Source organism: Nonomuraea sp. NPDC049655 (genome assembly GCF_044465465.1).
GTDB lineage: Bacteria > Actinomycetota > Actinomycetes > Streptosporangiales > Streptosporangiaceae > Nonomuraea.
On sequence record NZ_JBITLS010000015.1, the window covers coordinates 214,794 to 239,498 of the forward strand.

Below are 24,705 nucleotides of genomic sequence, written 5' to 3' on the forward strand. Positions count from 1 at the left end.
GGAAGAGGGTTCCGCCGGGGGCGGGGCCCTCTTCCTCATTCCTCCGGGGCCTTCCTCATCTCTCCGGGGCCTTCCTCATCTCTCCAGGGCGCCGAGCGGGTCGGAGTAGTCGATCCACTCCGTCGCCGAGTCGCCGAGGTCGGCGCTCTCGCCGGTGCGGACGTCCACCTGGACCAGGTGGACGTCCTCCTCGGCCCACAGGCGCACGAGGACCTTGTCGCGGCTCAGCCAGCGCTCCACCCTGATCACTTCGAGGTCGTCGACGTCCAGGCGGGGGCGGGGGCCGGTGACGCGGCCGGTGCGGGCGTCCATGGTGACCAGCCGGTCGTCGGCCGTCACCAGGGCCAGGGAGCGGCCGTCGGGGGCGAGCGCGGCGCCGTGCTCGATGAGGGCGGGGTCGATCCGGAAGCCCTTCGTACGGGCGCCCGCGCCGTCCAGCCTGAGTGTGCTGACGGAGGCGTGGCCGGGGACGGCGGTGGTGTCCCGGCGTTCGGCGACCACCCGCGTGCCGTCGTCGTGGACGGCCAGGATCTCGACGTCCGCGCCGCGGACCGTGCGGGTCGTGCCCGTGCGGAAGTCGAGCACCGCGCTGTCGTCCGCGTCGCCGAAGGACAGCGCGAAATAACGGCCGTCCGGGGACGAGCTGATGTGCGCCTCGCCGTCACCGGCCGTGGCGTCGATGCGCTTGACCACGCCCGTGGGCAGGTCGTGGACCAGGTAACGGCCCTGCGGGTTCTGGTAGAGGAGCCGGTGGCCGTCCTGGCTGAGGGCCAGCGGCATGTACTCGCCGGTGGCCGGGTCGTAGCCGGCCCGCGCGTCCGGCAGCCGCCACTCCGCACCCGAGCGGGTCGTGAGCACCCACTGGCCGCAGGGTTGCGGGTCGCGGGCGTCGGCCTCGGCGTCGCGGCAGTAGCCCGGGTAGGCGAAGCGGACCGGGTCGGGGAGCGCGGCGGGCAGCGGGTCGCGGATCTCCTGGGCGGGGGCCCGCGTCCCAGGGCCGATGGGGGAGCGGGCCGTCGCCTCGTCCATGCGGGCGGCCAGCGCGGACAGCCCCGCGGCGGCCGCCGCGACCATCGCGGCGACCAGGCCGAGGGAGGCGAACGTCCACACCGACGCCCGGATCCTGCGCCGCGCCGTGACCCGGCGCAGCACGGTCTCGGCGAGGTCGGCGAGGTCGGCGAGGCCGGCGCGCGGCATCCCGGCGGCCAGGCCGAGCAGGGCGGCCCGCAGGGCCGGATCCCCGGGAGCGGCGTCGTGGGGGCCCGCCGCCGGGGCGGCGAGCTCGGGAGCGGGGCCGAGCGTCCAGGAGGCGGTGGGTTCGGGAGCGGGGGCGAGCGTCCAGGGGGCGGTGGGTTCAGGAGCGGGGGCGAGCGTCCAGGGGGAGGCGGACGTCGCGCCGTTCCTCGACCGGTCGCCCTGGCGACCCTCGGCCATGTCCGCGCGTTCCTCGGACGGGTTCGCGCGTTTCTCAGGCGGGTTCGCGGGGTCCTCGGGCGGGTCCGTGGGGTCCTTGGTCAGATCCGCGGGGTTCTCGAACAAGGTCGGGTGGGTGGCGCGGAGCTGATCGCGGGCCCGTCGCAGCTCGTCGTCCAGCGCGCCGATCCACAGGCCCGTGACCTGGGCCGCGTGCGGCAGGCTCAGCACGTCGTGGAAGGTGACGACGACGGCCGCGCGGGTCCTCGGGGCGAGTCCGGCGAGCAACTGGCCCTCCGGGACCGGCCAGGGGGCGCCCGTCGCGCCCAGGAACCGTCCGTACAGCTCGCGCAGCACCGCGTCGGCCGGGCGGTGGTAGCGGATCGCGGACCACCGGCGGCAGGACGCGACGAGGGCCGCGGTGGCCAGCTCGCGGGCCTTGTCCGCGTCGCCCGTCAGCAGGTAGGCCGTGCGAGCGAAAGAGGGCCCATAAGACGCCAGAAAAGCCGATAAGTCGTGGGATTTGCTCACTTGTATGACTCCTTGGAGGTTGATCAGCGTAGAGGCAGTCCCGGCTCCGCGGAAGTGCCCGGGAAACCCGGGCCGATCCGCCGCCAAGCCGCTTGCAGGCCCGTGGGCTGGGCATCTACCGGGCATGCGCCCGTCATCCCCGGCCGGCGAGCGGTCGTCGCGCCTTCGCCTCGCCGTCCCGCTCGCCTGCCTCGCCGTCCTGACCGCGTGCGGCACCTCCTCGCAGACCGCCCGGCTGGACACCCCCGCGGACACCGGTCCCGGCACCGCCACCCCCCGCAGCGCCCCCTCGGACGTCCCCACCAGCACCGCCGAGGTGGACGTCGAGCGCGACGGCCTCGACCCGGCCGTGGTCACCGGCGTCCGGTACGCGACCCACGACGGCTACGACCGGGTGGTGATCGACCTCAAGGGCGACATCCCCGGCTACAAGGTGAAATGGGTGGACGAATTCCTCCAGGACGGTTCCGGCGAGCCCATGGGCGTCCAGGGCGGCGCGTACCTGCAGCTCACCCTCTTCCCCGCCAACGCGCACGACGACGACGGCTACCCCACCTGGAAGGGCGGGCCCGTCTACCGGGCCGGCCTCAGGAACGTCTCCCACGTCGTCAGGACCGGCGACTTCGAGGGACGCGTGGGCGTCGGCCTGGCGCTCGCCCGCCGGGCCGGCTTCCGGGTGAAGGAGCAGTCCGCGCCGAGCCGGCTGGTGCTCGACGTGGCACACTGAAGGCCGTGGTGAGAAAGATCGAGGGCCCGACCCGCATCCCCGTCCCCGGCGGCAAGATCATCGACGAGCACGTGGGGCGCGTCAACAGCGGCGACGAGCAGGTCTCGATCGCTCACATGACCGCCCCGCCCGGCTGGGCCGAGCCCGCCCAGACCCCGTCGTTCACCGAGTACACCGTAATCCTGCGCGGCAGCCTGCTCGTCGAGCACGACGGCGGCACGGTCGAGGTCGGCGCGGGCCAGTCGGTGGTGACGTCGCCGGGGGAGAAGGTGCGCTACAGCGTGGGCCCCGACGGCGCCGAGTACGTCGCCGTGTGCCTGCCCGCCTTCACGCCGGAGAGCGCCGGCCGCGACTGACCGCCCGCGACCGACCGCCCACGACCGACCGACCGGCCGCCCGCGACCGACCGACCGGCCGCGACCGACCGACCGGCCGGGCGTGCCTCACGGGTGTGCCGGGAGGGTTGTCCACAGGCGGGCGCGACGTGTGCGGCGGCGGAGGAGTGTGCTCATATCATGGCCAGATGAGCCCCACGCTTGACAAGATCCGGCAGGCTCCCAAGGTGTTGTTGCACGATCACCTCGACGGCGGGCTGCGCGCCGAGACGATCGTCGAGCTCGCACGGGAGATCGACTACGGGCGGCTGCCCTCCACCGACCCCGACAATCTGCGCCTCTGGTTCGAGGAGGCCGCCGACTCCGGCTCGCTGGAGCGCTACCTGGAGACCTTCGACCACACGGTCGCGGTCATGCAGACCCGCGAATCCCTGGTCCGGGTGGCCGCCGAGTGCGCCCGCGACCTCGCCGACGACGGCGTGGTCTACGCCGAGGTGCGCTTCGCCCCCGAGCAGCACACCACCATGGGGCTGAGCCTCGACCAGGTGGTGGAGGCGGTGCTCGAAGGGTTCACGCTGGGCTCGCAGGGGCGCGGCATCCGGGTCGGCACGCTGCTGACCGCGATGCGCCACATGGCCCGCTCGATGGAGATCGCCGAGCTGGCCGTCCGCTACCGTGACGTCGGGGTCGTGGGGTTCGACATCGCCGGGGCCGAGGCCGGCTACCCGCCCACCCGGCACCTCGACGCCTTCGAATACCTCCAGCGGGAGAACGCGCACTTCACGATCCACGCCGGCGAGGCGTTCGGGCTGCCGTCGATCTGGCAGGCCATCCAGTGGTGCGGCGCCGACCGGCTGGGCCACGGCGTCCGGATCATCGACGACATCACCGTGGCCGGCGACGGGTCGGCCAAGCTGGGGCGGCTGGCGGCGTACGTGCGCGACAAGCGCATCCCGCTGGAGATGTGCCCCACGTCCAACCTCCAGACCGGGGCCGCCGACTCGATCGCCGAGCACCCCATCGGGCTGCTGCGCAGGCTGCACTTCCGGGTCACCGTCAACACCGACAACCGGCTGATGAGCTCGACGAGCGTGTCCCTTGAGTTCGCCAAGCTGGTCGAGGCGTTCGGCTACGGCTGGGACGACCTGCAGTGGTTCACGGTCAACGCGATGAAGTCGGCCTTCCTGCCGTTCGACGAGCGGCTGGCGTTGATCAACGGCGTGATCAAGCCGGGGTTCGCGCAGATCAAGTGGCAGCCGTGAAACACACCTACCGGTCCAAGACCGGGTTCGTGCTGGGCTGCGCCTGGCTGGTCTTCGTGGCGTTCAACGTGTGGGACCTGACGGCCCACTACAACGGCAAGCCGTCCATGGTGGCGCTGGCCGTGCTCGGGGCGATGACGGCGCTCGTCTACGCGATCGCGGTCCGGCCCGCCACCGTGGTCGCCGAGGAGGGGCTGCTGGCCCGCAACCCACTGCGCACGACGTTCCTGCCGTGGGCGTCCGTGGGCGAGGTGACGGTCACCCACTCCATCGCGGTCCGTTACGGCGGCGAGGGCGCTGACGAGCAGGTGCTGCGGTTGTGGACGCCCATGAGCAGCGCCAGAGAGCGGTCCAAGGCGCAGCGGCGCGGCGTGCCCAAGCCCCAGCGGGGCGGCCGGTTCCGGGTCGAGGCCACGGTCAGCAAGGCCGAGCAGGCCGCCGCCGAGGCGTTCACCGGCAAGACCCACGCCGACTTCGTGGGCGACCAGATCCGCGACCGCGCCGAGGCCGCCCACCGCCGCGCGGACCCGGCGGCCGCGGCGGCACCGGTCAAGGTCACCTGGTCCTACGACTCGATCGCCGTCCTCGTGGTCGCGGTCGCCCTGATCATCGCCGCCATCGTCATCGCCTGACCGCCCCCGGCCCTTAGGCGAGGGCCGGAGGGGCAGGGCTCCGGCGGGTGGGGGCCCGTCGGGTCGGGAGGTTCGACAGATCAGGGGCCCGGCGGGTCAGAAGCCGGTGGGGCAGGGGGTTCAGCGGGCTGAGGGGCCCGGTGGGGCAGGGGGTTCGGCGGGCTGAGGGGCCCGGTGGGGCAGGGGGTTCGGCGGGTCAGGGGCCTGGCGGGTCAAGGGGGTGGCGGGTCAAGGGGGTGGCGGGTCAGGGGGTTCGGCGGGTTAGGAAGCGGGTCATGCCGGCCTGGGCGAGGCCCGACTGCTCCACCTGCCGGGCGGCCACGGTCTCGGCCTCGAAGGCGCGCTCGACCTCGGCCAGCGGCGGGCGCAGCAGCCCCAGGTGCACGGCGGTGGCGGTGCCCGGCCGGGTCCAGTGGCGCACCCGCGCGATCGCCGTCTCCACCAGCTCCTCGGCGGGCACGAGTTCGTCCAGCAGCCCGGCCGCCAGCGCGTCGGCGGCGTTCAGCCGGGCCGAGTCCAGCACCAGCCGCAGCGCCCGGCCGCCGGCCAGCCGGAGCAGCAGGTGGCTTGCGGCGTTCGAGATCGACAGGCCGAGGTGGTTCTCGGGGAAGAAGTACTCGGCGGCGGGGGCGCCGATGCGGCTGTCGAAGCAGAGCGTCCACTCGGCGGCGCCGCCGACGGCCAGGCCGTTGACCGCGGCGACCACCGGCACCCGGGTCTCCAGCACGGCCCTGGTCATGTCGTGGAACAGCTCGACCTCCGCCTCCAGCGGCTTGCCCGCCGCCTCGGCGATGTCCTCGCCGGCCGAGAACGCCCGGCCGGCGCCGGTGATCACGATGCCCCTGGCGATGCGGCCGTGCGCGCGGACGGCCGCGGCCAGGTCCTTGCGCATGCCGGCGGTCAGGGCGTTCAGCTTCTCGGGGCGGGCGAGGGTGATCAGGGCCACCTCGTCGCGTACGGTCACGTCGATCATGCCGGGTCCTCCGTGGGGATGGCGGGGGCGGCGCGCTGGTCGCGGCCGGGGCGGAGCAGGTGACGCTTCTCGATGCGGGCGGACGGGGTGAGCGTGAACGACTCCACGAACTCCACGTACGCCGGGACCTTGAAGCGGGCCAGGCGTTCCCTGGCGTGGGCGATGACGGCGGCGGCCGTGCCGGCGTCGGCGGCGTGACCGGGGCGGAGCTGGAGGAACGCCTTGGGCAACTCGCCGAAGAGGTCGTCGGGGATGGGCACCAGGGCCGCGGACAGGACCGCGGGGTGCCCGGCGAGCACGCTCTCGACCTCGGCGCACGAGATGTTCTCACCGCCCCTGCGGACCATGTCCTTCAGCCGCCCGGCGTGCCGGATGCGGCCTCGCGCGTCGCGGACGCCGAGGTCGCCGGTGTGGTACCAGCCGCCGCGGAAGGCGTGCGCGGTGGCCTCGGGGTGGTTCCAGTAGCCGGTCATCATGGGCGTGCCGCGGACCAGGATCTCGCCCGTCTCCTCGTCGAGCCGGACCTCCTTGCCGGGCGGCGGCGTGCCCAGCGCGCCGGTGCCGACGGTGTCGTCGGCGTCCGGGTCGGCCATCAGGTCGCAGCCGCTCTCGGTGGAGCCGTACAGCTCGCGCCAGGGCGCGCCCCAGCGCTCCTCGAACGCGCGGTGCAGGCCGGGCGCGATGCCCGAGCAGAGCACGAGCCGCATCCGGTTGTCGCGGTCGAGGGGGCTCGGCGGCTGCTTGTGCATCAGCAGCGGCATGGTGCCCAACACGTACGTGAGGGTCGCGCCGTGCTCCCGGACGGCGGGCCAGAAGCCCGATGCGGAGAATCGGGGGAGCACCACCTGCGGGATGCCGCCGAGCAGGCAGACCAGGGTGGTCCACTGAGGGTCCATGTACGAGTACGCCTGGGCGATCAGCAGCACGTCGTCGTCGCGCAGGCGGACGAGGTCGGCGACGACGCGGGCGGTCCTGACCCAGTAGTCGTGGGTGAGCAGGCAGGCTTTGGGGAACCCCGTCGTCCCCGACGTGTACTGAAAATTGGCGACATTGTCCGCGCTGAGGGATATGTCGAGAGGTGGGCCGTCGGTCAGCTCGTCCACGAGGTGCACCACGCCCGGCACGCGCGCGGCGTGCTCCGCGCCGGTCAGGGTGGCGACCGCGCCGGAGTCGCGCAGGACGTGCTCCAGGTCGGCGGCCTGGTACCGCACGTTCACGGGGACGGTGACCGCCCCCGCCTTCAGGACGGCGAACCAGCTCAACGGCCACCACGGCTCGTTGTCCAGCATGACGGCCACCCGGTCGCCGGGGCGTACCCCCTGGCCGGCCAGCGCGCGGGCCAGACGGTCGGAGACGGCGTCGGCCTCGGCGAAGCTCAGCGAGGCCGCCGGGAGGGCGGGTGAGGAAGCGGGGAAACGGAGGAACTCGCGCTCGCCGTACGTGCTAGCGGCGTGCCTCAGCAGGTCGGGGATCGTGGTGTGCATCCGGCGGCTCCCACGGGAAGACGGGCAGCAGGCGTCGATCGAGGGGCGCCACGACCGGGCCGGCGGCGCGTACGGCGGCCAGGCCGATCGTGACGAACTCCGCGCACACCTGCTCCAGCGTCGAGTCCCCGTCGGGGCGGTACCACTCGCTGGTGCCGGTGCACATGGACATGAGGGCGAGGCGGGTCAGCTTCTGGTCGGCGACGTGGAAGGCGCCTTCGGCGACGCCGTCGGCCAGGGCGCTCGTCCAGTGGCTCTCGTAGGCGTCGCGCAGGGCGATGACCTCGGTGTGCGCGGGCGAGCCGGGGGTCAGGGAGCGGAGCTCGCCGTCCATGACGCGGCTGGTCAGGGGGGTGAGCGCGTGCAGGGCGGTGAGCGAGGTGATCAGCAGGGCGAGGCGGTCGGCGGGACGGGTGGCCCCGTCCAGGACGCGGGCGGTCGAGTCGATCAGTCCTTGCAGGCCGGTCCGCATGAGGCCGGCCAGCAGGGCTTCCTTGCTGTGGACGTGGTGGTAGACGCCGGCGTTGGTCAGGTTCACCGCCCTGGCCAGGTCTCTGATGCCGGTGGCGGCGTAGCCCTGCTGGGCGAAGAGCCGCACCGCGGCCGTCCTGATTCGGAGCAGTGGGTCCACGTCCATGGCGACCTAACGAACGTTCGGTTGCTTCTTACGCTGGAAATTACCCCATGTCCCTAGAAATCGCCATAGGTTGACTCTGACACCGTGTGAGCCCCTACTTCTGGACCCGACATGTTCAGCATCGGAGATTTCGCTCGGCTGGGGCTCGTGTCCGTACGCATGCTCCGCCACTACGACGCCATCGGCCTGCTGCGCCCCGCGCACGTGGACCCGCTCACCGGTTACCGGTCCTACCAGGCCGCGCAACTGGCCAGACTCAACCGGATCGTCGCCATCAAGGACCTCGGCTTCACGCTGGAACAGGTCCGGACGATCCTGGACGAGAAGGTCAGCACCGAGGAGCTGCACGGCATGGTACGGCTGCGCCGCGCCCAGCTGGAGGCGCAGATCAACGCCGACCTGGCCAGGCTGCGCGGCGTCGAGGCGAGACTCCGCAGCATCGAGACGGAGGGGCACATGAGAACCGCGGAAGTCGTGCTGAAGAAGATCGACCCGGTCCGGGTCGCGCAGCTCGGCGCCAGGGCGGCCAGCTACGAGGGCGAGGACGTCGGCCCGGTGATCGGGCCGCTGTTCGAGGAGATCTGCGCCCGCGTGGAGCGGGCGGACGTCCGGGTGGCCGGCCCCGGCCTGGCCTACTACCGCCAGGAGGACGACGGCTCGGTCATGGTCCACGCCTGCCTGCCGGTCAACGTGGACCCCGACCCCCGCCACGACTTCGAGATCAGGGACCTGCCCGCGATCGGCACGGCGGCCACGATCATCCACCACGGCCCGATGGAGGCCGTCGGACCGACCTTCCAGGCCCTGGCCCACTGGATCGAGGAGAACGGCTACCGCTCGCTCGCCCTGGCGAGAGAGGTGTCGCTGCACTGCCCGCAGGACCGCGCGGAATGGGTGCACGAGCTGCAGATCGAGGTGGCCGCGGCGTAGTGGAGGCGAGCGAGCTGGAACACCATCGGGTCGAGCTGACCGGCTACTGCTACCGGATGCTCGGCTCGGGCTTCGAGGCCGAGGACGCGGTGCAGGAGGCGTTCGTCAGGGCGTGGCGCACGTACGAGCCCGGGCGGGGGCCGTTGCGCCCGTGGTTGTTCCGGCTCGCCACGTCCGTCTGCCTGGACATGCTGCGCGGGCCGCAGCGGCGGGCGCGGGCGATGGACCTCGGGCCGCCGGCGCGTCCCGGCGACCCGCTCGGCGATCCGCTGCCGGGGGACGCCTGGGTGTGGCCGGTGCCCGACGGGCGCGTGTTGCCGGCCGACCCGGCGGAGCTGGCGGTGGCCAGGGAGAGCGTGCGGCTGGCGTTCGTGGCCGCGCTGCAACGGCTGCCGCCGCGGCAGCGGGCCGTGCTCATCCTGCGCGACGTGCTGAAGTGGCAGGCCGCCGAGGTGGCGGGGCTGCTGGGGGTGAGCGTCGCGTCCGTGAACAGCGCGTTGCAGCGGGCCCGCGCCCGGCTCCCCGCGGTCGCCTCTGAGGACGCCCCGGAGGACGCCGCGGTCGACGGCAGGCTGCTCGACCGCTACGTCTCCGCCTTCGAGCGGTACGACGTGGCCGCGCTGGTCTCGCTGCTGCACGAGGACGCGACGATGTCGATGCCGCCGTTCGCGTGGTGGCTGCGCGGCCGGGAGGCGATCAGGGCGGTCCTGCTGGCCGCCGGGGCGCCCTGCGAGGGCACCCGCCTGCTGCCGGTCGGGGCCAACGGCGCGCCCGCCTTCGCCCAGTACCGGGACGGGGAGGCGTTCGCCCTGGTAGTCCTGGAGATCGGCGGCGGAGTCGTCACCGGCGTGACCACCTTTCTCGATCCCCGGCTCGTGCCGTTCTCCGGCCTGCCGATGAGTATCGGCCGGCCGCTCCGTACTGACAGGTGAAGGAGGACAGACACATGCCACAGATCGTCGAACTTCCCGAGCGTCCTTACCTCGGGATCACGAAGACCATCACGATGACCAGTTTCGGCCTCGTCGGGGACCGGATCGCGGAGATGATCGGCTGGCTCGCCGAGCGCGGGCACACGATGGCCGGAGCCCCGTTCTTCCGGTACCACAGCATCGACATGCCGCAGGACCGGCTGGTGGTGGAGGCGGGCGTGCCCGTCACCGAGCCCGTGGAGGGCGAGGGCGAGTTCCACGCGGGCACGCTGCCCGCGGGCCGTTTCGTCACCGAGTCCCACCACGGGCACCCCGACCAGCTCTCCGGCGTCATCGAGTCGGTGCTGACGTGGGCCGCCGAGCAGGGCCTGACCTGGGACATGACCGAGAAGGACGGCACCGAGCACTGGGGCTGCCGGCTGGAGCTCTACCAGACGGACCCGCGGATCGAGCCCGACCTGAACAACTGGGACATCGACCTGCAGTTCCGCCTGGCCTGAGCCGGCCGTCACGCCGCGTTCGCGCGGGGCAGCAGCGAGGTCAGCAGCGCGGCCAGCACGAACAGGACCGCGCCCGCCAGGCCGATCGCCACGATCCCGTTGAAGAACGCGGCGTGACTGGCCGCCAGCAACTCGGCGGCCCGCGCCGGGGCGAGCGTTCCGGCCACGGCCGCCGCGCCCGCCAGGGTCTCCCTGGCCGCGTCGGGCACGTCCGCGGGCAGGGCGTGGTGGTAGACGGCCGCGGCGACCGTGCCGAGCAGGGCCAGGCCGAGCGTCCCGCCCAGGAAGTTGCCCGACTCGGCCAGCGAGGCCGCCGACCCGGCCTTCTCGGGCGGCACCGAACCGACCACGATCCCCGTGCCCAGGGCGAACAGCGGGCCGGTGCCCAGCGCCAGCACGGTGATGGCGGTGATCACCACCGGCAGCCCGGCCTCGGCCTGCGTGAGCAGCGCCGCCCCGGCGGCCGACAGCGTCAGGCCGCCCATGACGGCGGCGCGGGGGGCGACGCGGCGGGTCAGGGCAGGGGTCAGCGTGGTGCCCAGCGCGACGCCGAGCCCCATGGGCGCGAACCACAGCGCCGACTGCGCCGGGGTGTACCCCAGCACCGACTGCAGGTACTGGGTGACCAGGAGCCCGGTGCCCGCCATGGCGATGCCCGCCAGCACGAGCGCGGTCAGGATCAGGGTGAGCGGACGCTGGGCGAACAGGCGCAGGTTGAGCAGGGGAGCGTCGAGCGTGAGCTGCCGCCGTACGAACGCCGCCCCGAACGCGAGACCGACCGCGATCGCGGCGAGCGGCGCGCCGGGCCCGGCCGACGCCGACGAGGCGGCCAGCTCCTTGACGCCCCAGACCACCGGCAGGATCGCCAGCATCGACAGCGCGACGCTGGCCAGGTCCATGCGCCCGCCGTCCGGGTCGCGGAACTCCGGCAGCAGCAGCACGCCGCCCACGAGCAGCACCGCGATCACGGGGACGGCCATCAGGAACACCGACCCCCACCAGAAGTGCTCCAGCAGCAGCCCGCCGACCACCGGCCCGAGCGCGGCCCCGGCGAACTGGCAGGTGGCCCAGACGGCGATGGCCGTGCCGCGCTGCCGGGCGTCGCGGAACATGTTGGTGATGAGCGCGAGCGTGGAGGGCATGAGCGTGGCGCCGGCGACGCCCAGCACCGTACGGGCGGCGATCAGCATGGCGGGGCTGGCCGCGTACGCCGCCACGAGGGAGGCGACGCCGAAGGCCGCCGCGCCGGTCAGCAGGAGCCGGCGGCGGCCGATGCGGTCGCCGAGGCCGCCCATCGTGATCACCAGCCCGGCGACCATGAACCCGTAGATGTCGATGATCCACAACTGCTGGACGGCGCTCGCCCCCAGCTCCACGCTCAGCCTGGGCAGCGCCAGGAACAGCGCGTTGATGTCGACCGCGACGAGCAGGGTGGGCAGGGCGAGCACCGCCAGCCCGGCCCATTCACGCCGCCCGGCCCTCGGTTCGGCGGCGGTCTCGGTGAGATGCGGCATGTCGGGAGCCTCCTGGTGTCGTCCGTTTCACCAGGAGGTCGGAGCCCGGCTCGCGCGCTCGACGTGCTTTCCGGAAAAGTTTCGCGGGGCATGTCGAGAGGGACGCGCCGGCTCCGACCACGGCACGACGGAACTCGCCCGACCACGAGGAGAGACGATGAAGTTTCTGTTGATCATGCAGGTGAACCAGCAGGTCATGGACACCCTGAGCGAGGAGCAGCGCGAGCTGATCATGAGCGGCCACGGCGCGTTCATGAAGACGATCCAGGAGTCCGGCGAGATGATCGGCACGCAGGCGCTCGGCGACCCGTCCACCAGCGCCGTCGTCCGCACCCGCAATGGCCTGCCGGCCGTGACCGACGGCCCCTTCCTGGAGGCCAAGGAGTACATGGGCGGCTACTACATCGTCGACTGCGAGAGCCGCGAGCGGGCGATCGAGCTGGCCGGGATGATCCCCGACAGCCAGATCGAGGGCCTGGCGATCGAGGTCCGGCCGATCATGTTCTCGGCGGGCGCCGACATGTGACCGGGCGGGGGGGGGGGGGGGGGGGGGGGGGGGGCGGGGGGGGGGGGCGGCGGGCGGGGGGGGGGGGGGGGGGGGCGCGGCGCCCCCCCCCCCCCCCCCTGGGGCGGGGGGGGTGGGGGCGGGCCGCCCGGGGGGGGGGGGGGGGGGGCCCCGCGGGGGGGGGGGGGGGGGCCCGGGGGCGCGCCCCCACCGGTCTACAGGCCCAGGCGGGCGGTCAGGTCGGCCTTGAGGCCGTCGAGGTCGCGGGCGGCCGACGCGCGCGCCTGCGCCACCTCGCCGGTCACCGGCACCACGACCTCCAGGTAGCACTTCAGCTTGGGCTCGGTGCCCGACGGGCGGACCACGACGCGCCCGCCGTCCGACAGGTGGAAGCGCAGGCCCTCGGTCGGGGGCAGGCCGCCGTCGCCGCGGCTCAGGTCGTCCACGGCCTCGACCGTGTGGTCGCCCAGCGTGGCGGGCGGGGCGGCGCGCAGGCGGTCCATCGCGCCGGAGATCAGCGACAGGTCGGCGACCCGGAAGCTGAGCTGCGACGTCGCGTGCAGGCCGTACCGGACGGCCTGGTCGTCGAGCAGGTCGAGCAGCGTGCGGCCGGCGCGCTTGGCGGCGGCGGCGACGGCGGCCACGGTCAGGGCAGCGCCGATGCCGTCCTTGTCGTGGACCGGCAGGCCGGCGTCGGAGCCGACGCAGTAGCCGATGGCCTCCTCGTAGCCGAAGACCAGGCCCTCGCCCGCCTTGACGATCCACTTGAACCCGGTCAGCGTCTCGCCGTAGCGCACGCCGTGGGCCTGCGCGATCTTGCTCAGCAGGGTCGAGGAGACGATCGTGGTGGCCACCAGCCGGTCGCCGGTGGTGTGCGTGATCACGTGCTCGGCCAGCAGGCCGCCGACCTCGTCGCCGGTCAGCATGCGGCACGTGCCGTCGGGCAGCGGCACGCCGACCGCGCACCGGTCGGCGTCGGGGTCGTTGGCCAGCACCAGGTCGGAGCCGAGCTTGGCGGCCAGCGCGACCGCCAGGTCCATCGCGCCGGGCTCCTCCGGGTTGGGGAAGGCCACCGTCGGGAAGTCGGGATCGGGGTTGCGCTGCTCCTCCACGGCCATCGGCGTCTCGAAGCCCGCCGCGAGGAAGGCCCCCGTCAGCGTCCCCGAGCCCACCCCGTGCAGCGGCGTGTACGCCACCCGCAGCTCGCGCGCCTGGCCCAGCGGCAGGGCGGTCACCGCGTCGATGTAGTCGTCGACGATGTCCTCGCCCAGCTCGGTGAGCGTGCCCGGACCGTCGAGAGGGAGCTGGTCGACCCGGCCCACCGCGTCGATGGCGGCCGAGATCTCCCGGTCGACCGGCGGCACGATCTGCGAGCCGTCACCCCAGTAGACCTTGTAGCCGTTGTCCCTGGGCGGGTTGTGGCTGGCGGTGACCGTCACGCCCGCGTCGGCCCCCAGATGGCGGACGGCGAAGGCCAGCACCGGCGTGGGCAGCGGGCGCGGCAGCAACGAGACGTGCAGCCCCGCGCCGGTCAGGACGGCGGCGGTGTCCCTGGCGAACACGTCGGACTTGTGCCGGGCGTCGTAGCCGATCACGACGTGCTTGCCGGCGCCGAGCACGCCGGCCAGACCGGCGGCGGCGCGCATGACGGTGACCCGGTTCATCCGGTTGGGGCCCGCGCCCAGCTCGCCGCGCAGGCCGGCGGTGCCGAACTCCAGCTTGGCCTGGAACCGCTCGCGAAGGGCGGGCAGGTCGTCGTCCTCCAGGAGGTCGGACAGCTCGGCCCGGGTGTCGGGGTCGGGGTCCTGGGCCAGCCACTGGCGGGCGCGGCGCAGCAGGTCGGCGTCCACGGGCGGGAGCGGGACGTCCCCCTCGGCCTCCGGCGGGATGCCGGCGGTCACAGGCGGTCCACCACCTTGGCCAGCAGCACGCCCATGCGGGCGGCAGTGGCGCGGCCCACCTCCAGGACCTCCTCGTGGTTGAGCGGCTCGCCGGACAGGCCCGCCCCCGGGTTGGTGACCAGGGAGACGCCGAGCACCTCCAGGTTCGCCTCGCGGGCGGCGATGGCCTCCAGCACGGTGGACATGCCCACCAGGTCGCCGCCGAGCGTGCGCAACATCCGGATCTCCGCCGGCGTCTCGTACGTCGGGCCGCGGAAGGCCACGTAGACGCCGTCGGCCAGGGTCGGGTCGATCTCGCGGACCAGGGCGCGCAGGCGGCGCGAGTAGACCTCGGTGAGGTCGATGAAGGTGGTGCCGGTGATCGGGTTGGCGCCGGTCAGGTTGATGTGGTCGCTGATCAGCACCGGGTCGCCGACGTTCTGGGTCTCCGGCCGCAGGCCGCCCGCCGCGTTGGTCAGCACGATCGTGCGCACCCCCGCCGCGGCCGCCGTGCGCACGCCGTGGACGACCGCGTCGACGCCGAGGCCCTCGTACAGGTGCGTGCGGCCGAGGAAGACCAGCGCGTGCCGCCCGGACGGCGTGCGCACGACGCGGATCTTGCCGCCGTGCCCGGCCACGGCGGGGGCGCGGAAGCCGGGCAGATCGGTGAACGGGATCTCGGCCACGGTCTGCCCGATCGCGTCGGCGGCGGGGACCCACCCCGACCCCATGACGAGGGCCACGTCGAAGGTGTCGAGGCCGGCCGCGCCGGTCAGGGCGGCGGCGGCCTCCGCGGCCAGGGTGTATGCGTCGTTGCTCACATCTCAGTAGTTTAGGAGCAGCCTGTCCAGAACCCGCACCCCGAACTGCAGCGCGTCCACCGGCACCCGCTCGTCCACGCCGTGGAACATCGAGGCGAAGTCCATGTCGCCGGGCAGCCGCAGCGGCACGAACCCGAAGCCGCGCACGCCCAGGTCGGCGAAGAAGGTCTTGTTGTCGGTGCCGCCCGACATGCAGTACGGCACCGCCCGCGCGGTCGGGTCCTCGGCCTTCAGCGCCGCGATCATCGACTCGACCAGCGCGCCGTCGAACGTCGTCTCCAGCGCGATGTCGTGGTGCACGAACTCGCGGCGCACGTTCGGCCCGATGAGCGAGTCGACGGTCTTGAAGAACTCCTCCTCGAAGCCGGGCAGGAAACGCCCGTCCACGACGGCGGTGGCCTGGCCGGGGATGACGTTCGACTTGTAGCCGGCGTCGAGCTGGGTCGGGTTGGTGGTGTGGCGGAGTGTCGCGCCGACGAACCGCACCAGCGGGCCGAGCTTGTCCAGCAGCGGGGCCGGGTCGTCCTCGTCGAACGGCAGGCCGAAGGCGTCGGCGACCTCGGTGAGGAACTGTCGCACGGTCGGCGTGTAGGTGAGCGGCCACTCGTGCCCGCCGAGCCGGGCCACGGCCTTGGCGACCTCGGTGACCGCGTTGTCGGAGTTGAGCATCGAGCCGTGCCCGGCGGTGCCGTCGGCGACCAGCTTCATCCAGGCCAGGCCCTTCTGGGCGGTCTCGATCAGGTACAGCCGCAGCGACGGGTCGACCTCCAGCGAGTAGCCGCCGACCTCGCTGATGGACTCGGTCACGCCCTCGAACAGCTCGCGGTTGTTGGCCGTGAGGTACTTGGCGCCGTACACGCCGCCGGCCTCCTCGTCGGCGACCCAGGCGAAGACGATGTCGCGGCGCGGACGGCGTCCCTCGCGCTTCATCTGGCGCAGCACGGCCAGCATCATCGCGTCCATGTCCTTCATGTCCACGGCGCCGCGGCCCCAGATGTAGCCGTCCTTGACCTCGCCGGCGAACGGGTCGACCGACCAGTCGGCGGCGTTGGCGGGCACCACGTCGAGGTGGCCGTGGACGAGCAGCGCGGGCAGCGACGGGTCGGTGCCCTCGACGCGGGTGACCACGTTGCCGCGGCCCGGCTCGCTCTCGACGTACGTCGCCTCGATGCCGACCTCGTCCAGCCTGGCCATGACGACCTCGGCCGCGGCCCGCTCGCCGGGGCCGCTGCCGTCCCCGTAGTTGCTGCTGTCGACGCGGATCAGCTCCACGCACAGGTCGGCGACTTCGTTCTCGGCAGGTGTCATGGCGTCTTCTCCAGGGTGAGCAGTCCGGACTTGTGGAGGTGACCGCGCTTGTACGCGCGGGTGATGAGGGTCAGATCGCTGTCGGTGATCTCGTCGAGCCGGCCGAGCACGTCGGTCATGAAACGATAGAGGTCCGCCTCGTGGGCCACCGCCACCTGCACGATGAGGGAGTGGGTGCCCGAGGTGGCGGCGCAGTAACGCACGTTGGGGTGCTCGGCCAGGCGCCGGCCGGTCTCGCCCAGCCCGTACGGCCGCACCTTCAGCCAGAGCATGGCCTCGACCTCCAGCCCGAGCAGCGCGGGCTCGACCTCGGCGCGGGGCAGCAGTAACCGGCGGTCGATGAGCGAGCCGACCCGCCGGCGCGCGGTCGGCACGGACAGGTCGAGCCGTTCGGCGATCGTGGTGAAGGCGGCCCGGCCGTCGGCCGCCAGCAGCTCGGCGATCTCCTTCTCCAGCGGCGACAGGCCGTCCTCGTCGGGCAGGTCGGGGGGCGGCGGCGCGGGGCGCAGTTCGGCCACCTCCCGCTCGGTGAGGAAGGGCGCGTGCCACTCGGCCACGGTGGTGAACGTGTGCAGCACGACCTGGGTCTGTGTCTGGAGCACGCCGTCGATCTCGCTGATGTCGTGGGCCAGGATGGTGTGCAGGTCCTGCCGGGACGGCGGCACCAGCTCGCAGGCCAGGTCGGCGGCCCCGGTCAGCGCGTAGACCGACCGCGTGTCGCGCCGGTCGGTGAGCGATCTTGCCACCTGGGCCGCCGTGCCGGGCCGCACCTGGACGTGCAGGTGCGCGGGGCGGCCGTGGCCGGTGCGCAGGTCGTCGTAGATCGCGGTGACGCGGACGACGCCGTCGGCGATGAGCCGCTGGAGCCGGCGGGCGACCGTGCGTTCGTGCTCGCCGACCGCCCTGCCGATCTCGCCCCACGAGGCCCGCGGGCTCACCTGCAGCGCGGCCACGAGCCGCCGGTCGAGAACGTCCACCTGCAACCGCTTCCGTGTCGGGTTTGTAAATAATTGCCCAGACATTTGACTGTTTCGGTCTTCCGAATGCACAGTAAGCCATCACTCCACGTGTCAGCAAAAGGAGCACATGCCGTGTCGACCTCCCCCGTCGTGCAATCGCCGCTCGGCATACCGAAGAGCAGGGTCCGTCAGCTCATGGCGGCCAGCATCGGCAACGTGGTCGAGTGGTACGACTGGTACGCCTACACCTTCCTGGCCACGGTCTTCTCGGCGCAGATCTTCCCCGACAGCTCCGGCAACAGCCTGGTGCCGCTGCTGAGCTCGTTCGCGGTGTTCGCGGTGGGCTTCTTCATGCGGCCCCTGGGCGGCCTGCTGGTGGGCGCGTTCGCCGACCGGTACGGCCGCAAGTCCGCGATGACCTTCACCATCATCCTGATGGGCGGCGGCTCGCTGCTGCTCGGCCTGACCCCCACCTACGAGGCCGTGGGCCTGCTGTCGCCGGTCATCCTGACGCTGGCCCGGCTGATCCAGGGCCTGTCCGTGGGCGGTGAGTTCGCCGCCGCCACCACGTTCCTCGTCGAGTCGGCCCCGCCGCGCCGCCGCGGCCTGTTCTCCTCCTTCCAGTACGTCAGCACCACCATCGGCCAGCTCATCGCCTCCGGCCTGGCCGCGGTGCTCACCTCGACGCTGGTCAAGGAGGACATGAGCTCCTACGGCTGGCGCATCCCGTTCCTGGTGGGCGCGCTGCTCAGCCTGGTCGGCCTGTGGATCCGCAAGGGCGCCGACGAGACCTCGGCCGTCGCGGAGGAGATCCAGCGGGGCGAGGTCAAGCGGCCGGGCATGTTCGAGTTCCTCAAGCACCACCCCAGGTCCGCGCTCACCATCGTCGGCATCACGATCGCGGGCACCGTCGCCTACTACACCTGGACCAGCTTCCTGCCCACCTACGCGCAGATCACGGTCTCGTTCGACAAGGCCGAGTCGCTCCAGGTCGGCACGATCTCGCTGGTGTTCTTCATGCTGCTGCAGCCGCTGCTCGGCCTGCTGTCGGACAAGATCGGGCGCAAGCCCATGCTGATCGCCTTCGGGCTCGGCTTCCTGATCCTGCCGGTGCCGCTGCTGAGCCTGCTCACCGACTCCTTCGCCAGCCTGCTCGTCGTGCAGATGATCGGCATGGTGTTCCTGGGCTGCTTCACCTCGGTCTCGGCCGCGGTGAACTCGGAGCTGTTCCCGACCCGGGTGCGGGCGGCGGGGGCCGGGTTCCCGTACTCGCTGACCGTGGCGATCTTCGGCGGCACCGCGCCGCTGATCGGCACCGCGCTGCAGAAGGCCGGCAACCCCGGGATGTTCCCGTGGTACATGTCCGCCCTGGCGCTGATCTCCACGCTCGTGTACGTCTTCGTGCTGCGCGAGACCAAGGACGAGCCGCTCCGCTAGGGCGCCGAGGTGCAGGGGCGCTCCCGAAGCTCCTTGACGTAGTCGTCGGGGGCGCCCGCGCGCTCGGCCGCGTCGGCCAGGTTGCACAGGTAGCGGGCCGAGGGCAGGCCGCCCTCGTAGCCGTCGAGCACGTAGAACCAGGCGACGACCTCGCCGTCGAGGGTCTGCACCCGCAGCCGCACCTTGTGGTAGGCCCCGCGGACCGCGCCCTCCCACTGGTCGAGCGAGGTCTCCTCCCACTCGGGCACGTCGTAGAGCACGACGAAGACGTGCGCGTCGGGGTCCTCCACGATGGTGGCGAGCGAGCTCTCCCACTTGCTGTCGGTACGCCCGAAGGTCAGCCGCCACCCCGTCAGCCAGCCCACCCCCCAGATCGGGGAGTGCGGGGCGCGCATGGCCATCTGCTCGGGGTCCATGTTCATCCCGTAGGAGCCGTAAAGCCGTAGATCATTCGGCTTCCCTGATTGATCCGAAAGCCACGCCACGATCCACCCCTCTCGCCGGGTGCCGCTCGTCATCCAGCTACCGCGCCATCCTGCCACGCTGACCCGGCGTGTCGGTCCATCAAGCCGGGCACGGAAGGCCCATGTGTCCCCCATGTCCGCCGGAGCGTGATCCCGTCATGGGCCGGTTGCGGCTTCCGGGGGCACGTGCGGGAGAATGGGACACGTGACGAGGATCGTGATCATTGGTGGCGGGCCGGGCGGCTACGAAGCGGCGCTGGTGGCCGCCCAACTAGGCGCACAGGTCACGATGGTCGAGCAGGACGGGCCGGGCGGGGCCTGCGTGCTCACCGACTGCGTGCCGTCCAAGACGCTGATCGCCACCTCCGTCCGCAAGCAGGCCCTGCTCGACGCGCCCTCGCTCGGCGTGTCGTTCTCGGGCGGCCCCGACGGCGACGCCGGCGTGGTCGGGGTCGACCTGCCGCTGGTCAACAAGCGGGTCAAGGAGCTGGCCCAGGCCCAGTCGGCCGACATCGCGACCCGGGTCGAGGCCGAGGGCGTCGAGATCATCAAGGCGCGGGGGCGGCTGGTCGATCCGCAGGTCGTGCGCGCGGGCGACCGTACGATCAGGGCCGACGTGGTGCTCGTGGCCACCGGCGCGACGCCGCGCGTGCTGCCGGGGGCCGAGCCCGACGGCGAGCGCATCCTCACTTGGCGGCAGCTCTACGACCTGGAGGAGCTGCCCGAGCACCTGATCGTGGTCGGCTCCGGCGTGACCGGCGCGGAGTTCGCCGGCGCCTACCGCTCGCTCGGCGCTGAGGTCACGCTGGTCTCCAGCCGTGACCGGATGATGCCCAACGAGGACGCCGACGGCGCCGAGGTCCTGGAGGAGGTCTACCGGCGGCGCGGCATGAACGTCATGGGCCGCTCGCGCGCCTCCTCCGTCAAGCGCACGGCCGACGGCGTGGTGGTGACCCTGGAGGACGGCCGCACGGCCGAGGGCTCCCACGCGCTGATGACGGTCGGCATGGTCCCCAACACCGGCGGCATCGGCCTGGAGGAGGCCGGCGTGCAGCTCGACCGCAACGGCTTCGTCAAGGTCGACAAGGTCTCGCGCACGTCCGCGCCCGGCGTCTACGCGGCCGGCGACTGCACCGGCGTGCTGATGCTGGCCTCGGTCGCCGCCATGCAGGGCCGCATCGCCGTGTGGCACGCGCTGGGCGAGGCCGTCCAGCCGCTGCGGCTGGCCACGGTGGCCTCCAACATCTTCACCGACCCCGAGATCGCGGCCGTCGGCGTGGCGCAGCGCTCGATCGAGGCGGGCGAGATCGACGCGAACGTGGTCAAGCTGCCGCTGGCCACCAACGCGCGGGCCAAGATGCAGGGCTTCAACGACGGCTTCGTCAAGCTGTTCTGCCGCCCCCACACCGGCATCGTGCTCGGCGGCGTGGTCGTGGCACCGCGCGCCTCGGAGCTGATCCTGGCGGTGTCGCTGGCCGTGCAGCAGCGGCTGACGGTCGACCAGGTCGCCCACTCGTTCGCGGTCTACCCGTCGCTGTCGGGCTCGATCACCGAGGCGGCCCGCCGCCTCATGCAGCCCGAGGCCGCCATCGGCATCTAGCCGTCCCTCCTCAACGCGCGAAGCCGTGCGGGTCGTCCTGACCCGCACGGCTTCTTGCTGTCCGCGCTTGCTTCCACAGTCATTGGATAGTACTGTTATCCAATGTCGGATAACGATACTATCCAATGAGGTGTTCCGGTGACGGTGATCGTTCTTTTGGTGGCCACGCTGGGCTTCCGGCTGCTGGGCGCGCTCGGCGTGCGGCGGTTCGGCACGTGGCAGGTGTCGGTGGCGCACGGGCTGGCCGTCATGGTGGTCATGACGGGAAGCGCGCACTTCGTCCCTGAAGGGGTGACCTTCATGCCGAACCACGGCGACCTGGTGCGCATGGTGCCGCCCTTCGTGCCGTTCCCCGCCGCCGTGGTCTACCTGACCGGCGTGCTGGAGCTGGCCGGGGCGATCGGGCTGGTGCTGCCCGCCACCCGCCGGGCGGCCGGGATCTGCCTGGCCCTGCTGTTCGTCGGCCTGCTCCCGGCGAACGTCTACGCGGCGGTCTCCGACGTGCCGTTCGCGGGCGGGGAGGCCACGCCGCTGTGGGAGCGCGTCCCGGAGCAGGTGCTGTACATCGCCGCGGCGCTCTTCGCCGCCTGGCGGCGGGCCGTGGCCGTCCGGGAGGGCGTGCGGCCCGTGCCCGCCGCCCGCTGACCCGTCGTCTCCTTCGCGGGTGGGCCGGTCAGGGCTTCCAGGCCGGGTCGCGGCCGATCAGGCCGAGCAGCCGGTCGAACGCCGGGGCGTCGTCCGGCACCGCCACCGGCGGCCCGAACGCCCCCCTCTGCCGACCCATCTCCACCGACTGCTCCGTGAACCCCAGCGCGCGGGCGACGGCCTCGGCGTCCGGCTCGTACGCCTGGTCGGTGGCCCTGGCCAGGTCCCAGCCGTGCACGACCATGTCCACCAGCCACAGGTGGGCCACCATGGTCATCGGCAGGCCGCCCAGCGCGGCGCACGTGCCCTCCCACGCCTGCGGCCGCGACCAGGCGGCCAGCATGCGCTCGGCCCGCTCGGGGAAGTCGCCCGCGTACGGGCCCTGCTCGGTGCGCTCCCCGCCGTGCGCCAGCGACGCGAACATCTCCGCCACCCACTCCAGGTGGTTGACCAGCGCCTTGACGTCGAACTCCGCGCACGGCGTCGGGGACCCGAACTGCTCGGGCCGCACGGCGGCCACCAGGCCGGCGGTCCGGTGGGTGACCCGGGTCATCAGCGGCATCATGTCTTCCATGGCAGACATGATGTCCCGCCTGCCTCGGGCGCGGCTTGTAGAAACGCGACAGCGCGGCTGGGTCAACCCCTACGCGGGGCTGGCCGCCTTCGACTTCGCGCGCCAGGCGCCGTCGCCGGAGCTGGCGGCGTACGTCGACCACTTCTGGGTCGTCACCTGGACCGACCTCGCCGAGCCGTACGAGCAGCGCATCCTGTCGCACCCGACGGTGAACCTGACGATCGTCCAGGACTTCCACCGGATCGCGGGGGTGATCGACGGCGGGTTCTCGTACACGATGCGGGGCACCGGCCGCGCGCTCGGCACCCGCTTCCGCCCCGGCGGTTTCCGGACATTCCTCGGCGGCCCGGTGTCCGAGCTCACCGGCCGGTTCGTGGAGATCGGCGAGATGTTCCCGGCCACCGGCCCGGCGCTGGTCGAAGGCGTGCTGGCCGAGCCGGACCCGGGGGCCGCCATCGCGCTGGTGGAGGCGTTCCTGCTGGCGCTCGGGCCGGCGCCGGACCCGCCGGCCGAGGAGGCCGCGGCCCTGGTGGGGCTGGCCGAGGACGACGTGACCGTGACCAGGGTCGACGAGCTGGCCGCGCGGGCGGGCCGGTCGGTGCGCTCGCTGCAACGGCTCTTCCGGGACTATGTCGGCATCGGCCCCAAATGGGTGATCCGCCGCTTCCGGCTGCACGAGGCCGCCGAACGCGTGCGGCAGGGCCTCGACCTCGCCACGCTCGCCGCCGAGCTGGGCTACACCGACCAGGCCCACCTGACCCGCGACCTTCACCGCCGCCGTCGGCATGCCGCCCGCCGCCTACGCCCGGCTCAACGCCCACGCCTGACGCGTCACCATTCGCGGGTGGCGATCAGCTCCTCGACGTCGGCCTCCGGGAAGCCGTAGGTGGTGGCCACGAACCAGAACTCCTCGGCGATCGCCTCCCGCGCGACGGTCTCGATCTCGCTGCCGGCCTCGTGGAACTCCTCGTCGAGCGCGTTGAACTCCTCCGTGGCGGCATGCGTCAGCGCGTAGAGGGAGGCCAGGTCGCCGGGCCGCTCGGTCTCGACGCGTTCGCACAGTCGCAGCAGGACGGCCCTGCCCTTGTCGACGACGTGGTCGGGGTAGTAGCCGTCGGCGTAGAGGGCCTTGAGGAAGGCGTGGCCGATCACCTGCGGATGCGTGGGGGACAACGCGATCTCCATTTCCGTGCGGACGCGGTCGGACGGCTCGATCATGCCCGCCGCCACCGACAGAATCCGCCGGACGCGCCCACGTCAGCGCATCAGCTCGTACGCCGCGTACGCCGTGATCCCGTACGCGAGGTGCGGGACGACGTCGGAGACCCACGCGCCCGCCGGCCACTCGCTCGGATGCGTGACGTCGAGCAACGTCAGGGGCACGTTCGAGCCGGACATGGCCAGAGCGGTGAGCGCCAGCACCCCGACCGGCCACGACCTGCGCCGCCCCGACAGGAACCCGTAGGCGATGGCCGAGGCGATGCCGGTCGCGTACCCCATGAGCGAGCCCAGCGCCTCCGTGCGGTTGGCGGCCCGGTCGCCCTCGCCGAGGCCGGTGTGCGTCAGGCCGGACAACTTCGCCACGGCCTGCCGCGGCGTGCTGCTGGCGGCCCGCGCCCGGACGAGCATGTCCAGGTAGGAGACGGTGTTGAGCGCCGTGGTGCCCGCCGCTCCCGCGATCAGTCCCTTGACGAGTGTGTGCATGCCCTGGCCGCTACCCCGACCGGCCCGCCCGTCACCCGCGCGCCGGACCTGAGAACCGGCGCGCGGCCGGCGGGCCGTACCGTGGCAGGGTGAGCGCCGATGGAATGTCCGCCGCGCTGTCGCCGTACGTGACGACGCTGGCCGCCTACGACCTCGGGCCCGGTTCGGGCGGGGTTCATCGCGGGCTGCCGTCGTCCACGCTGTCGGTCACGATCCCTGAGGACGGCCCGGTCGACATCGCCTGGCTCGGGCGGCCGGGGCCCGGTCGGCGGCTGCGCGCCGCGGTGGCCGGGCTGCACCTCGACGCGGCCGAGCTGCGGCAGCGGACGGGCACGCGCGGGGTGTGGCTGACGCTCACCCCGCCGGGCGCCGCCGCCCTGCTCGGGGTCCCCGCCTCGGCGCTGGCCGGGGAGGTGGCCGACCTCGCCGACGTCGTCCCGGCGCTGGCCGACCTGCCGGAGCGGCTGGCGGGCTGCCGGTCCTGGGCCCAGCGCCGCGCCCTGGTCGAACACCGTCTGCTCGCGGGGCTGGCCCGCCACGGCGACAGCGCCGCCCGCCGCGCCTCGCGGGCCACGCTCGCGGCCCTGTCCGGGACCGCCCGGGTCGAGGAGGCCGCCCGGCTGCTCGGTTGCTCGCGGCGGCACCTGAGCGGGGCGGTGCGCGGCGAGTTCGGGGTGACGCCGAAGGAGTACCAGCGGCTCGTCCGCTTCGAGGCCGCCCGGCGCCGGCTGGTGGCCGCCGCGCGCTCCGGACGGACGGCGCTCGCGGAGGTGGCCGCCGCCTCGGGCTTCGCCGACCAGGCGCACCTGACCAGGGAGTGGCGCGCGATGGCCGGTTGCACGCCCACGGAATGGCTGCGCGCCGAAGGCCCGCCCGCCCCGCCTCCTCCCGTTCCACACTGACCCCCGGGCCTCCGGCGCCCGCCGTGGTCCGTGCCC

General features: G+C 73.0%; 26 protein-coding genes. 13 read left to right on the top strand and 13 right to left on the bottom strand.

The annotated features are described in order from the left end of the window. Window positions 1-75: 75 nt before the first annotated feature. Window positions 76-1,944 carry a hypothetical protein gene (locus tag ACIBQ6_RS40105; protein ID WP_397218370.1) on the bottom strand — a complete coding sequence of 623 codons (1,869 nt, stop codon included), beginning with the start codon at window positions 1,942-1,944 and terminating at the stop codon, window positions 76-78. A 124-nt stretch (window positions 1,945-2,068) separates the two neighbouring features. On the opposite strand from ACIBQ6_RS40105, the gene ACIBQ6_RS40110 reads away from it, so the two are divergent. The 4 genes from ACIBQ6_RS40110 (at window position 2,069) to ACIBQ6_RS40125 (ending at window position 4,900) form a co-directional block, all read left to right on the top strand. Continuing rightward, entirely contained in the window at window positions 2,069-2,671 is a 603-nt protein-coding gene (locus tag ACIBQ6_RS40110; protein ID WP_364338266.1) for a hypothetical protein, read from the top strand. A gap of 5 nt (window positions 2,672-2,676) precedes the next feature. After that, window positions 2,677-3,027, top strand: coding sequence for a cupin domain-containing protein (locus ACIBQ6_RS40115; protein ID WP_397218371.1), 351 nt, complete (start codon window positions 2,677-2,679; stop codon window positions 3,025-3,027). Between the two features lie 167 nt (window positions 3,028-3,194). Next, window positions 3,195-4,268 (top strand): adenosine deaminase, encoded by a 1,074-nt coding sequence (locus tag ACIBQ6_RS40120; protein ID WP_364338267.1) that lies wholly within the window; start codon window positions 3,195-3,197, stop codon window positions 4,266-4,268. Further along, a complete protein-coding gene (locus ACIBQ6_RS40125) occupies window positions 4,265-4,900 on the top strand; it encodes a PH domain-containing protein (RefSeq protein WP_397218372.1) in 636 nt (211 codons plus the stop codon). Before ACIBQ6_RS40120 ends, ACIBQ6_RS40125 begins: the two co-directional genes overlap by 4 nt. 244 nt (window positions 4,901-5,144) lie before the next feature. Here ACIBQ6_RS40125 and ACIBQ6_RS40130 read toward each other — a convergent pair whose 3' ends face one another. Genes ACIBQ6_RS40130 through ACIBQ6_RS40140 form a run of 3 tightly spaced genes read right to left on the bottom strand, consistent with a single transcriptional unit; the run spans window position 5,145 to window position 7,994 of the window. Next, window positions 5,145-5,873 (bottom strand): enoyl-CoA hydratase/isomerase family protein, encoded by a 729-nt coding sequence (locus ACIBQ6_RS40130; protein ID WP_397218373.1) that lies wholly within the window; start codon window positions 5,871-5,873, stop codon window positions 5,145-5,147. Further along, window positions 5,870-7,357 (bottom strand): AMP-binding protein, encoded by a 1,488-nt coding sequence (locus ACIBQ6_RS40135; protein WP_397218375.1) that lies wholly within the window; start codon window positions 7,355-7,357, stop codon window positions 5,870-5,872. The genes ACIBQ6_RS40130 and ACIBQ6_RS40135 overlap by 4 nt, the downstream gene beginning before the upstream one ends. Then, the gene (locus ACIBQ6_RS40140) at window positions 7,317-7,994 is read right to left on the bottom strand and encodes a TetR/AcrR family transcriptional regulator (RefSeq protein WP_397218376.1); all 678 of its coding nucleotides are present in this window, start codon (window positions 7,992-7,994) and stop codon (window positions 7,317-7,319) included. Before ACIBQ6_RS40140 ends, ACIBQ6_RS40135 begins: the two co-directional genes overlap by 41 nt. Window positions 7,995-8,105: 111 nt before the next feature. Here ACIBQ6_RS40140 and ACIBQ6_RS40145 point away from each other — a divergent pair, with 111 nt between their 5' ends. The 3 genes from ACIBQ6_RS40145 to ACIBQ6_RS40155 are packed head-to-tail and all read left to right on the top strand — an operon-like array spanning window position 8,106 to window position 10,356. Continuing rightward, entirely contained in the window at window positions 8,106-8,924 is an 819-nt protein-coding gene (locus ACIBQ6_RS40145) for a MerR family transcriptional regulator (RefSeq protein ID WP_397218377.1), read from the top strand. Further along, window positions 8,885-9,856: an RNA polymerase subunit sigma-70 gene (locus ACIBQ6_RS40150; protein ID WP_397218378.1), complete on the top strand. Its 972-nt coding sequence runs from the start codon at window positions 8,885-8,887 to the stop codon at window positions 9,854-9,856. The genes ACIBQ6_RS40145 and ACIBQ6_RS40150 overlap by 40 nt, the downstream gene beginning before the upstream one ends. Window positions 9,857-9,870: 14 nt before the next feature. Next, entirely contained in the window at window positions 9,871-10,356 is a 486-nt protein-coding gene (locus ACIBQ6_RS40155) for a GyrI-like domain-containing protein (protein ID WP_358282409.1), read from the top strand. Between the two features lie 8 nt (window positions 10,357-10,364). On the opposite strand, the gene ACIBQ6_RS40160 is transcribed toward ACIBQ6_RS40155, so the two are convergent. Then, window positions 10,365-11,870 carry an MFS transporter gene (locus ACIBQ6_RS40160; RefSeq protein WP_397218379.1) on the bottom strand — a complete coding sequence of 502 codons (1,506 nt, stop codon included), beginning with the start codon at window positions 11,868-11,870 and terminating at the stop codon, window positions 10,365-10,367. A 157-nt stretch (window positions 11,871-12,027) separates the two neighbouring features. Here ACIBQ6_RS40160 and ACIBQ6_RS40165 point away from each other — a divergent pair, with 157 nt between their 5' ends. Further along, complete coding sequence (locus ACIBQ6_RS40165) at window positions 12,028-12,396, top strand: YciI family protein (protein WP_352324881.1); 369 nt, start codon at window positions 12,028-12,030, stop codon at window positions 12,394-12,396. Window positions 12,397-12,590: 194 nt separating this feature from the next. On the opposite strand, the gene ACIBQ6_RS40170 is transcribed toward ACIBQ6_RS40165, so the two are convergent. From ACIBQ6_RS40170 to ACIBQ6_RS40185, 4 genes are read right to left on the bottom strand one after another with little or no spacing between them, the layout of a single operon-like run. Further along, complete coding sequence (locus tag ACIBQ6_RS40170) at window positions 12,591-14,225, bottom strand: phospho-sugar mutase (RefSeq protein ID WP_397218459.1); 1,635 nt, start codon at window positions 14,223-14,225, stop codon at window positions 12,591-12,593. 47 nt (window positions 14,226-14,272) lie between these two features. Next, a complete protein-coding gene (locus tag ACIBQ6_RS40175; RefSeq protein WP_397218380.1) occupies window positions 14,273-15,076 on the bottom strand; it encodes a purine-nucleoside phosphorylase in 804 nt (267 codons plus the stop codon). 3 nt (window positions 15,077-15,079) lie between these two features. Further along, window positions 15,080-16,384, bottom strand: a complete 1,305-nt coding sequence (locus ACIBQ6_RS40180; protein WP_358282414.1) for a M20/M25/M40 family metallo-hydrolase — start codon at window positions 16,382-16,384, stop codon at window positions 15,080-15,082. After that, a complete protein-coding gene (locus tag ACIBQ6_RS40185) occupies window positions 16,381-17,361 on the bottom strand; it encodes an Lrp/AsnC family transcriptional regulator (RefSeq protein ID WP_352361981.1) in 981 nt (326 codons plus the stop codon). Before ACIBQ6_RS40185 ends, ACIBQ6_RS40180 begins: the two co-directional genes overlap by 4 nt. A 114-nt stretch (window positions 17,362-17,475) precedes the next feature. Between ACIBQ6_RS40185 and ACIBQ6_RS40190 the strand changes: the two genes are divergently transcribed. After that, window positions 17,476-18,780, top strand: coding sequence for an MFS transporter (locus ACIBQ6_RS40190; RefSeq protein ID WP_397218382.1), 1,305 nt, complete (start codon window positions 17,476-17,478; stop codon window positions 18,778-18,780). Here the strand turns inward: ACIBQ6_RS40190 and ACIBQ6_RS40195 are convergent. Further along, entirely contained in the window at window positions 18,777-19,196 is a 420-nt protein-coding gene (locus ACIBQ6_RS40195) for a gamma-glutamylcyclotransferase (RefSeq protein WP_358282418.1), read from the bottom strand. The two genes, ACIBQ6_RS40190 and ACIBQ6_RS40195, sit on opposite strands and share 4 nt — an antisense overlap. 253 nt (window positions 19,197-19,449) lie before the next feature. Here ACIBQ6_RS40195 and ACIBQ6_RS40200 point away from each other — a divergent pair, with 253 nt between their 5' ends. Further along, on the top strand, window positions 19,450-20,844 hold the full coding sequence (locus tag ACIBQ6_RS40200) for an NAD(P)H-quinone dehydrogenase (RefSeq protein ID WP_352325471.1): 1,395 nt from the start codon (window positions 19,450-19,452) through the stop codon (window positions 20,842-20,844). A gap of 138 nt (window positions 20,845-20,982) precedes the next feature. Next, complete coding sequence (locus tag ACIBQ6_RS40205) at window positions 20,983-21,489, top strand: hypothetical protein (RefSeq protein WP_358282420.1); 507 nt, start codon at window positions 20,983-20,985, stop codon at window positions 21,487-21,489. 28 nt (window positions 21,490-21,517) lie between these two features. Here the strand turns inward: ACIBQ6_RS40205 and ACIBQ6_RS40210 are convergent, their stop codons facing one another. Further along, complete coding sequence (locus ACIBQ6_RS40210; protein ID WP_397218383.1) at window positions 21,518-22,063, bottom strand: TIGR03086 family metal-binding protein; 546 nt, start codon at window positions 22,061-22,063, stop codon at window positions 21,518-21,520. On the opposite strand from ACIBQ6_RS40210, the gene ACIBQ6_RS40215 reads away from it, so the two are divergent. Next, entirely contained in the window at window positions 22,062-22,949 is an 888-nt protein-coding gene (locus ACIBQ6_RS40215) for a DUF6597 domain-containing transcriptional factor (RefSeq protein ID WP_397218384.1), read from the top strand. The genes ACIBQ6_RS40210 and ACIBQ6_RS40215 overlap by 2 nt on opposite strands. Here ACIBQ6_RS40215 and ACIBQ6_RS40220 read toward each other — a convergent pair. Continuing rightward, entirely contained in the window at window positions 22,895-23,281 is a 387-nt protein-coding gene (locus ACIBQ6_RS40220; RefSeq protein ID WP_397218385.1) for a DUF5713 family protein, read from the bottom strand. The genes ACIBQ6_RS40215 and ACIBQ6_RS40220 overlap by 55 nt on opposite strands. A gap of 39 nt (window positions 23,282-23,320) precedes the next feature. Beyond that, window positions 23,321-23,767 (bottom strand): hypothetical protein, encoded by a 447-nt coding sequence (locus tag ACIBQ6_RS40225; protein ID WP_397218386.1) that lies wholly within the window; start codon window positions 23,765-23,767, stop codon window positions 23,321-23,323. An 89-nt stretch (window positions 23,768-23,856) separates the two neighbouring features. Here ACIBQ6_RS40225 and ACIBQ6_RS40230 point away from each other — a divergent pair, with 89 nt between their 5' ends. Next, entirely contained in the window at window positions 23,857-24,669 is an 813-nt protein-coding gene (locus tag ACIBQ6_RS40230; RefSeq protein WP_397218387.1) for a helix-turn-helix domain-containing protein, read from the top strand. The last annotated feature ends 36 nt before the right edge of the window (window positions 24,670-24,705 follow it).

What these genes read in the sequence shown, in the direction of transcription:
- ACIBQ6_RS40130 (WP_397218373.1), bottom strand. Translation starts at nt 5,873, where the DNA reads ATGATCGACGTGACCGTACGCGACGAGGTGGCCCTGATCACCCTCGCC.
- ACIBQ6_RS40120 (WP_364338267.1), top strand. Translation starts at nt 3,195, where the DNA reads ATGAGCCCCACGCTTGACAAGATCCGGCAGGCTCCCAAGGTGTTGTTG.
- ACIBQ6_RS40215 (WP_397218384.1), top strand. Translation starts at nt 22,062, where the DNA reads ATGGCAGACATGATGTCCCGCCTGCCTCGGGCGCGGCTTGTAGAAACG.
- ACIBQ6_RS40180 (WP_358282414.1), bottom strand. Translation starts at nt 16,384, where the DNA reads ATGACACCTGCCGAGAACGAAGTCGCCGACCTGTGCGTGGAGCTGATC.
- ACIBQ6_RS40160 (WP_397218379.1), bottom strand. Translation starts at nt 11,870, where the DNA reads ATGCCGCATCTCACCGAGACCGCCGCCGAACCGAGGGCCGGGCGGCGT.
- ACIBQ6_RS40210 (WP_397218383.1), bottom strand. Translation starts at nt 22,063, where the DNA reads ATGGAAGACATGATGCCGCTGATGACCCGGGTCACCCACCGGACCGCC.
- ACIBQ6_RS40195 (WP_358282418.1), bottom strand. Translation starts at nt 19,196, where the DNA reads ATGGACCCCGAGCAGATGGCCATGCGCGCCCCGCACTCCCCGATCTGG.
- ACIBQ6_RS40150 (WP_397218378.1), top strand. Translation starts at nt 8,885, where the DNA reads ATGGGTGCACGAGCTGCAGATCGAGGTGGCCGCGGCGTAGTGGAGGCG.
- ACIBQ6_RS40220 (WP_397218385.1), bottom strand. Translation starts at nt 23,281, where the DNA reads ATGATCGAGCCGTCCGACCGCGTCCGCACGGAAATGGAGATCGCGTTG.
- ACIBQ6_RS40155 (WP_358282409.1), top strand. Translation starts at nt 9,871, where the DNA reads ATGCCACAGATCGTCGAACTTCCCGAGCGTCCTTACCTCGGGATCACG.
- ACIBQ6_RS40225 (WP_397218386.1), bottom strand. Translation starts at nt 23,767, where the DNA reads ATGCACACACTCGTCAAGGGACTGATCGCGGGAGCGGCGGGCACCACG.
- ACIBQ6_RS40140 (WP_397218376.1), bottom strand. Translation starts at nt 7,994, where the DNA reads ATGGACGTGGACCCACTGCTCCGAATCAGGACGGCCGCGGTGCGGCTC.
- ACIBQ6_RS40110 (WP_364338266.1), top strand. Translation starts at nt 2,069, where the DNA reads ATGCGCCCGTCATCCCCGGCCGGCGAGCGGTCGTCGCGCCTTCGCCTC.
- ACIBQ6_RS40165 (WP_352324881.1), top strand. Translation starts at nt 12,028, where the DNA reads ATGAAGTTTCTGTTGATCATGCAGGTGAACCAGCAGGTCATGGACACC.
- ACIBQ6_RS40145 (WP_397218377.1), top strand. Translation starts at nt 8,106, where the DNA reads ATGTTCAGCATCGGAGATTTCGCTCGGCTGGGGCTCGTGTCCGTACGC.
- ACIBQ6_RS40135 (WP_397218375.1), bottom strand. Translation starts at nt 7,357, where the DNA reads ATGCACACCACGATCCCCGACCTGCTGAGGCACGCCGCTAGCACGTAC.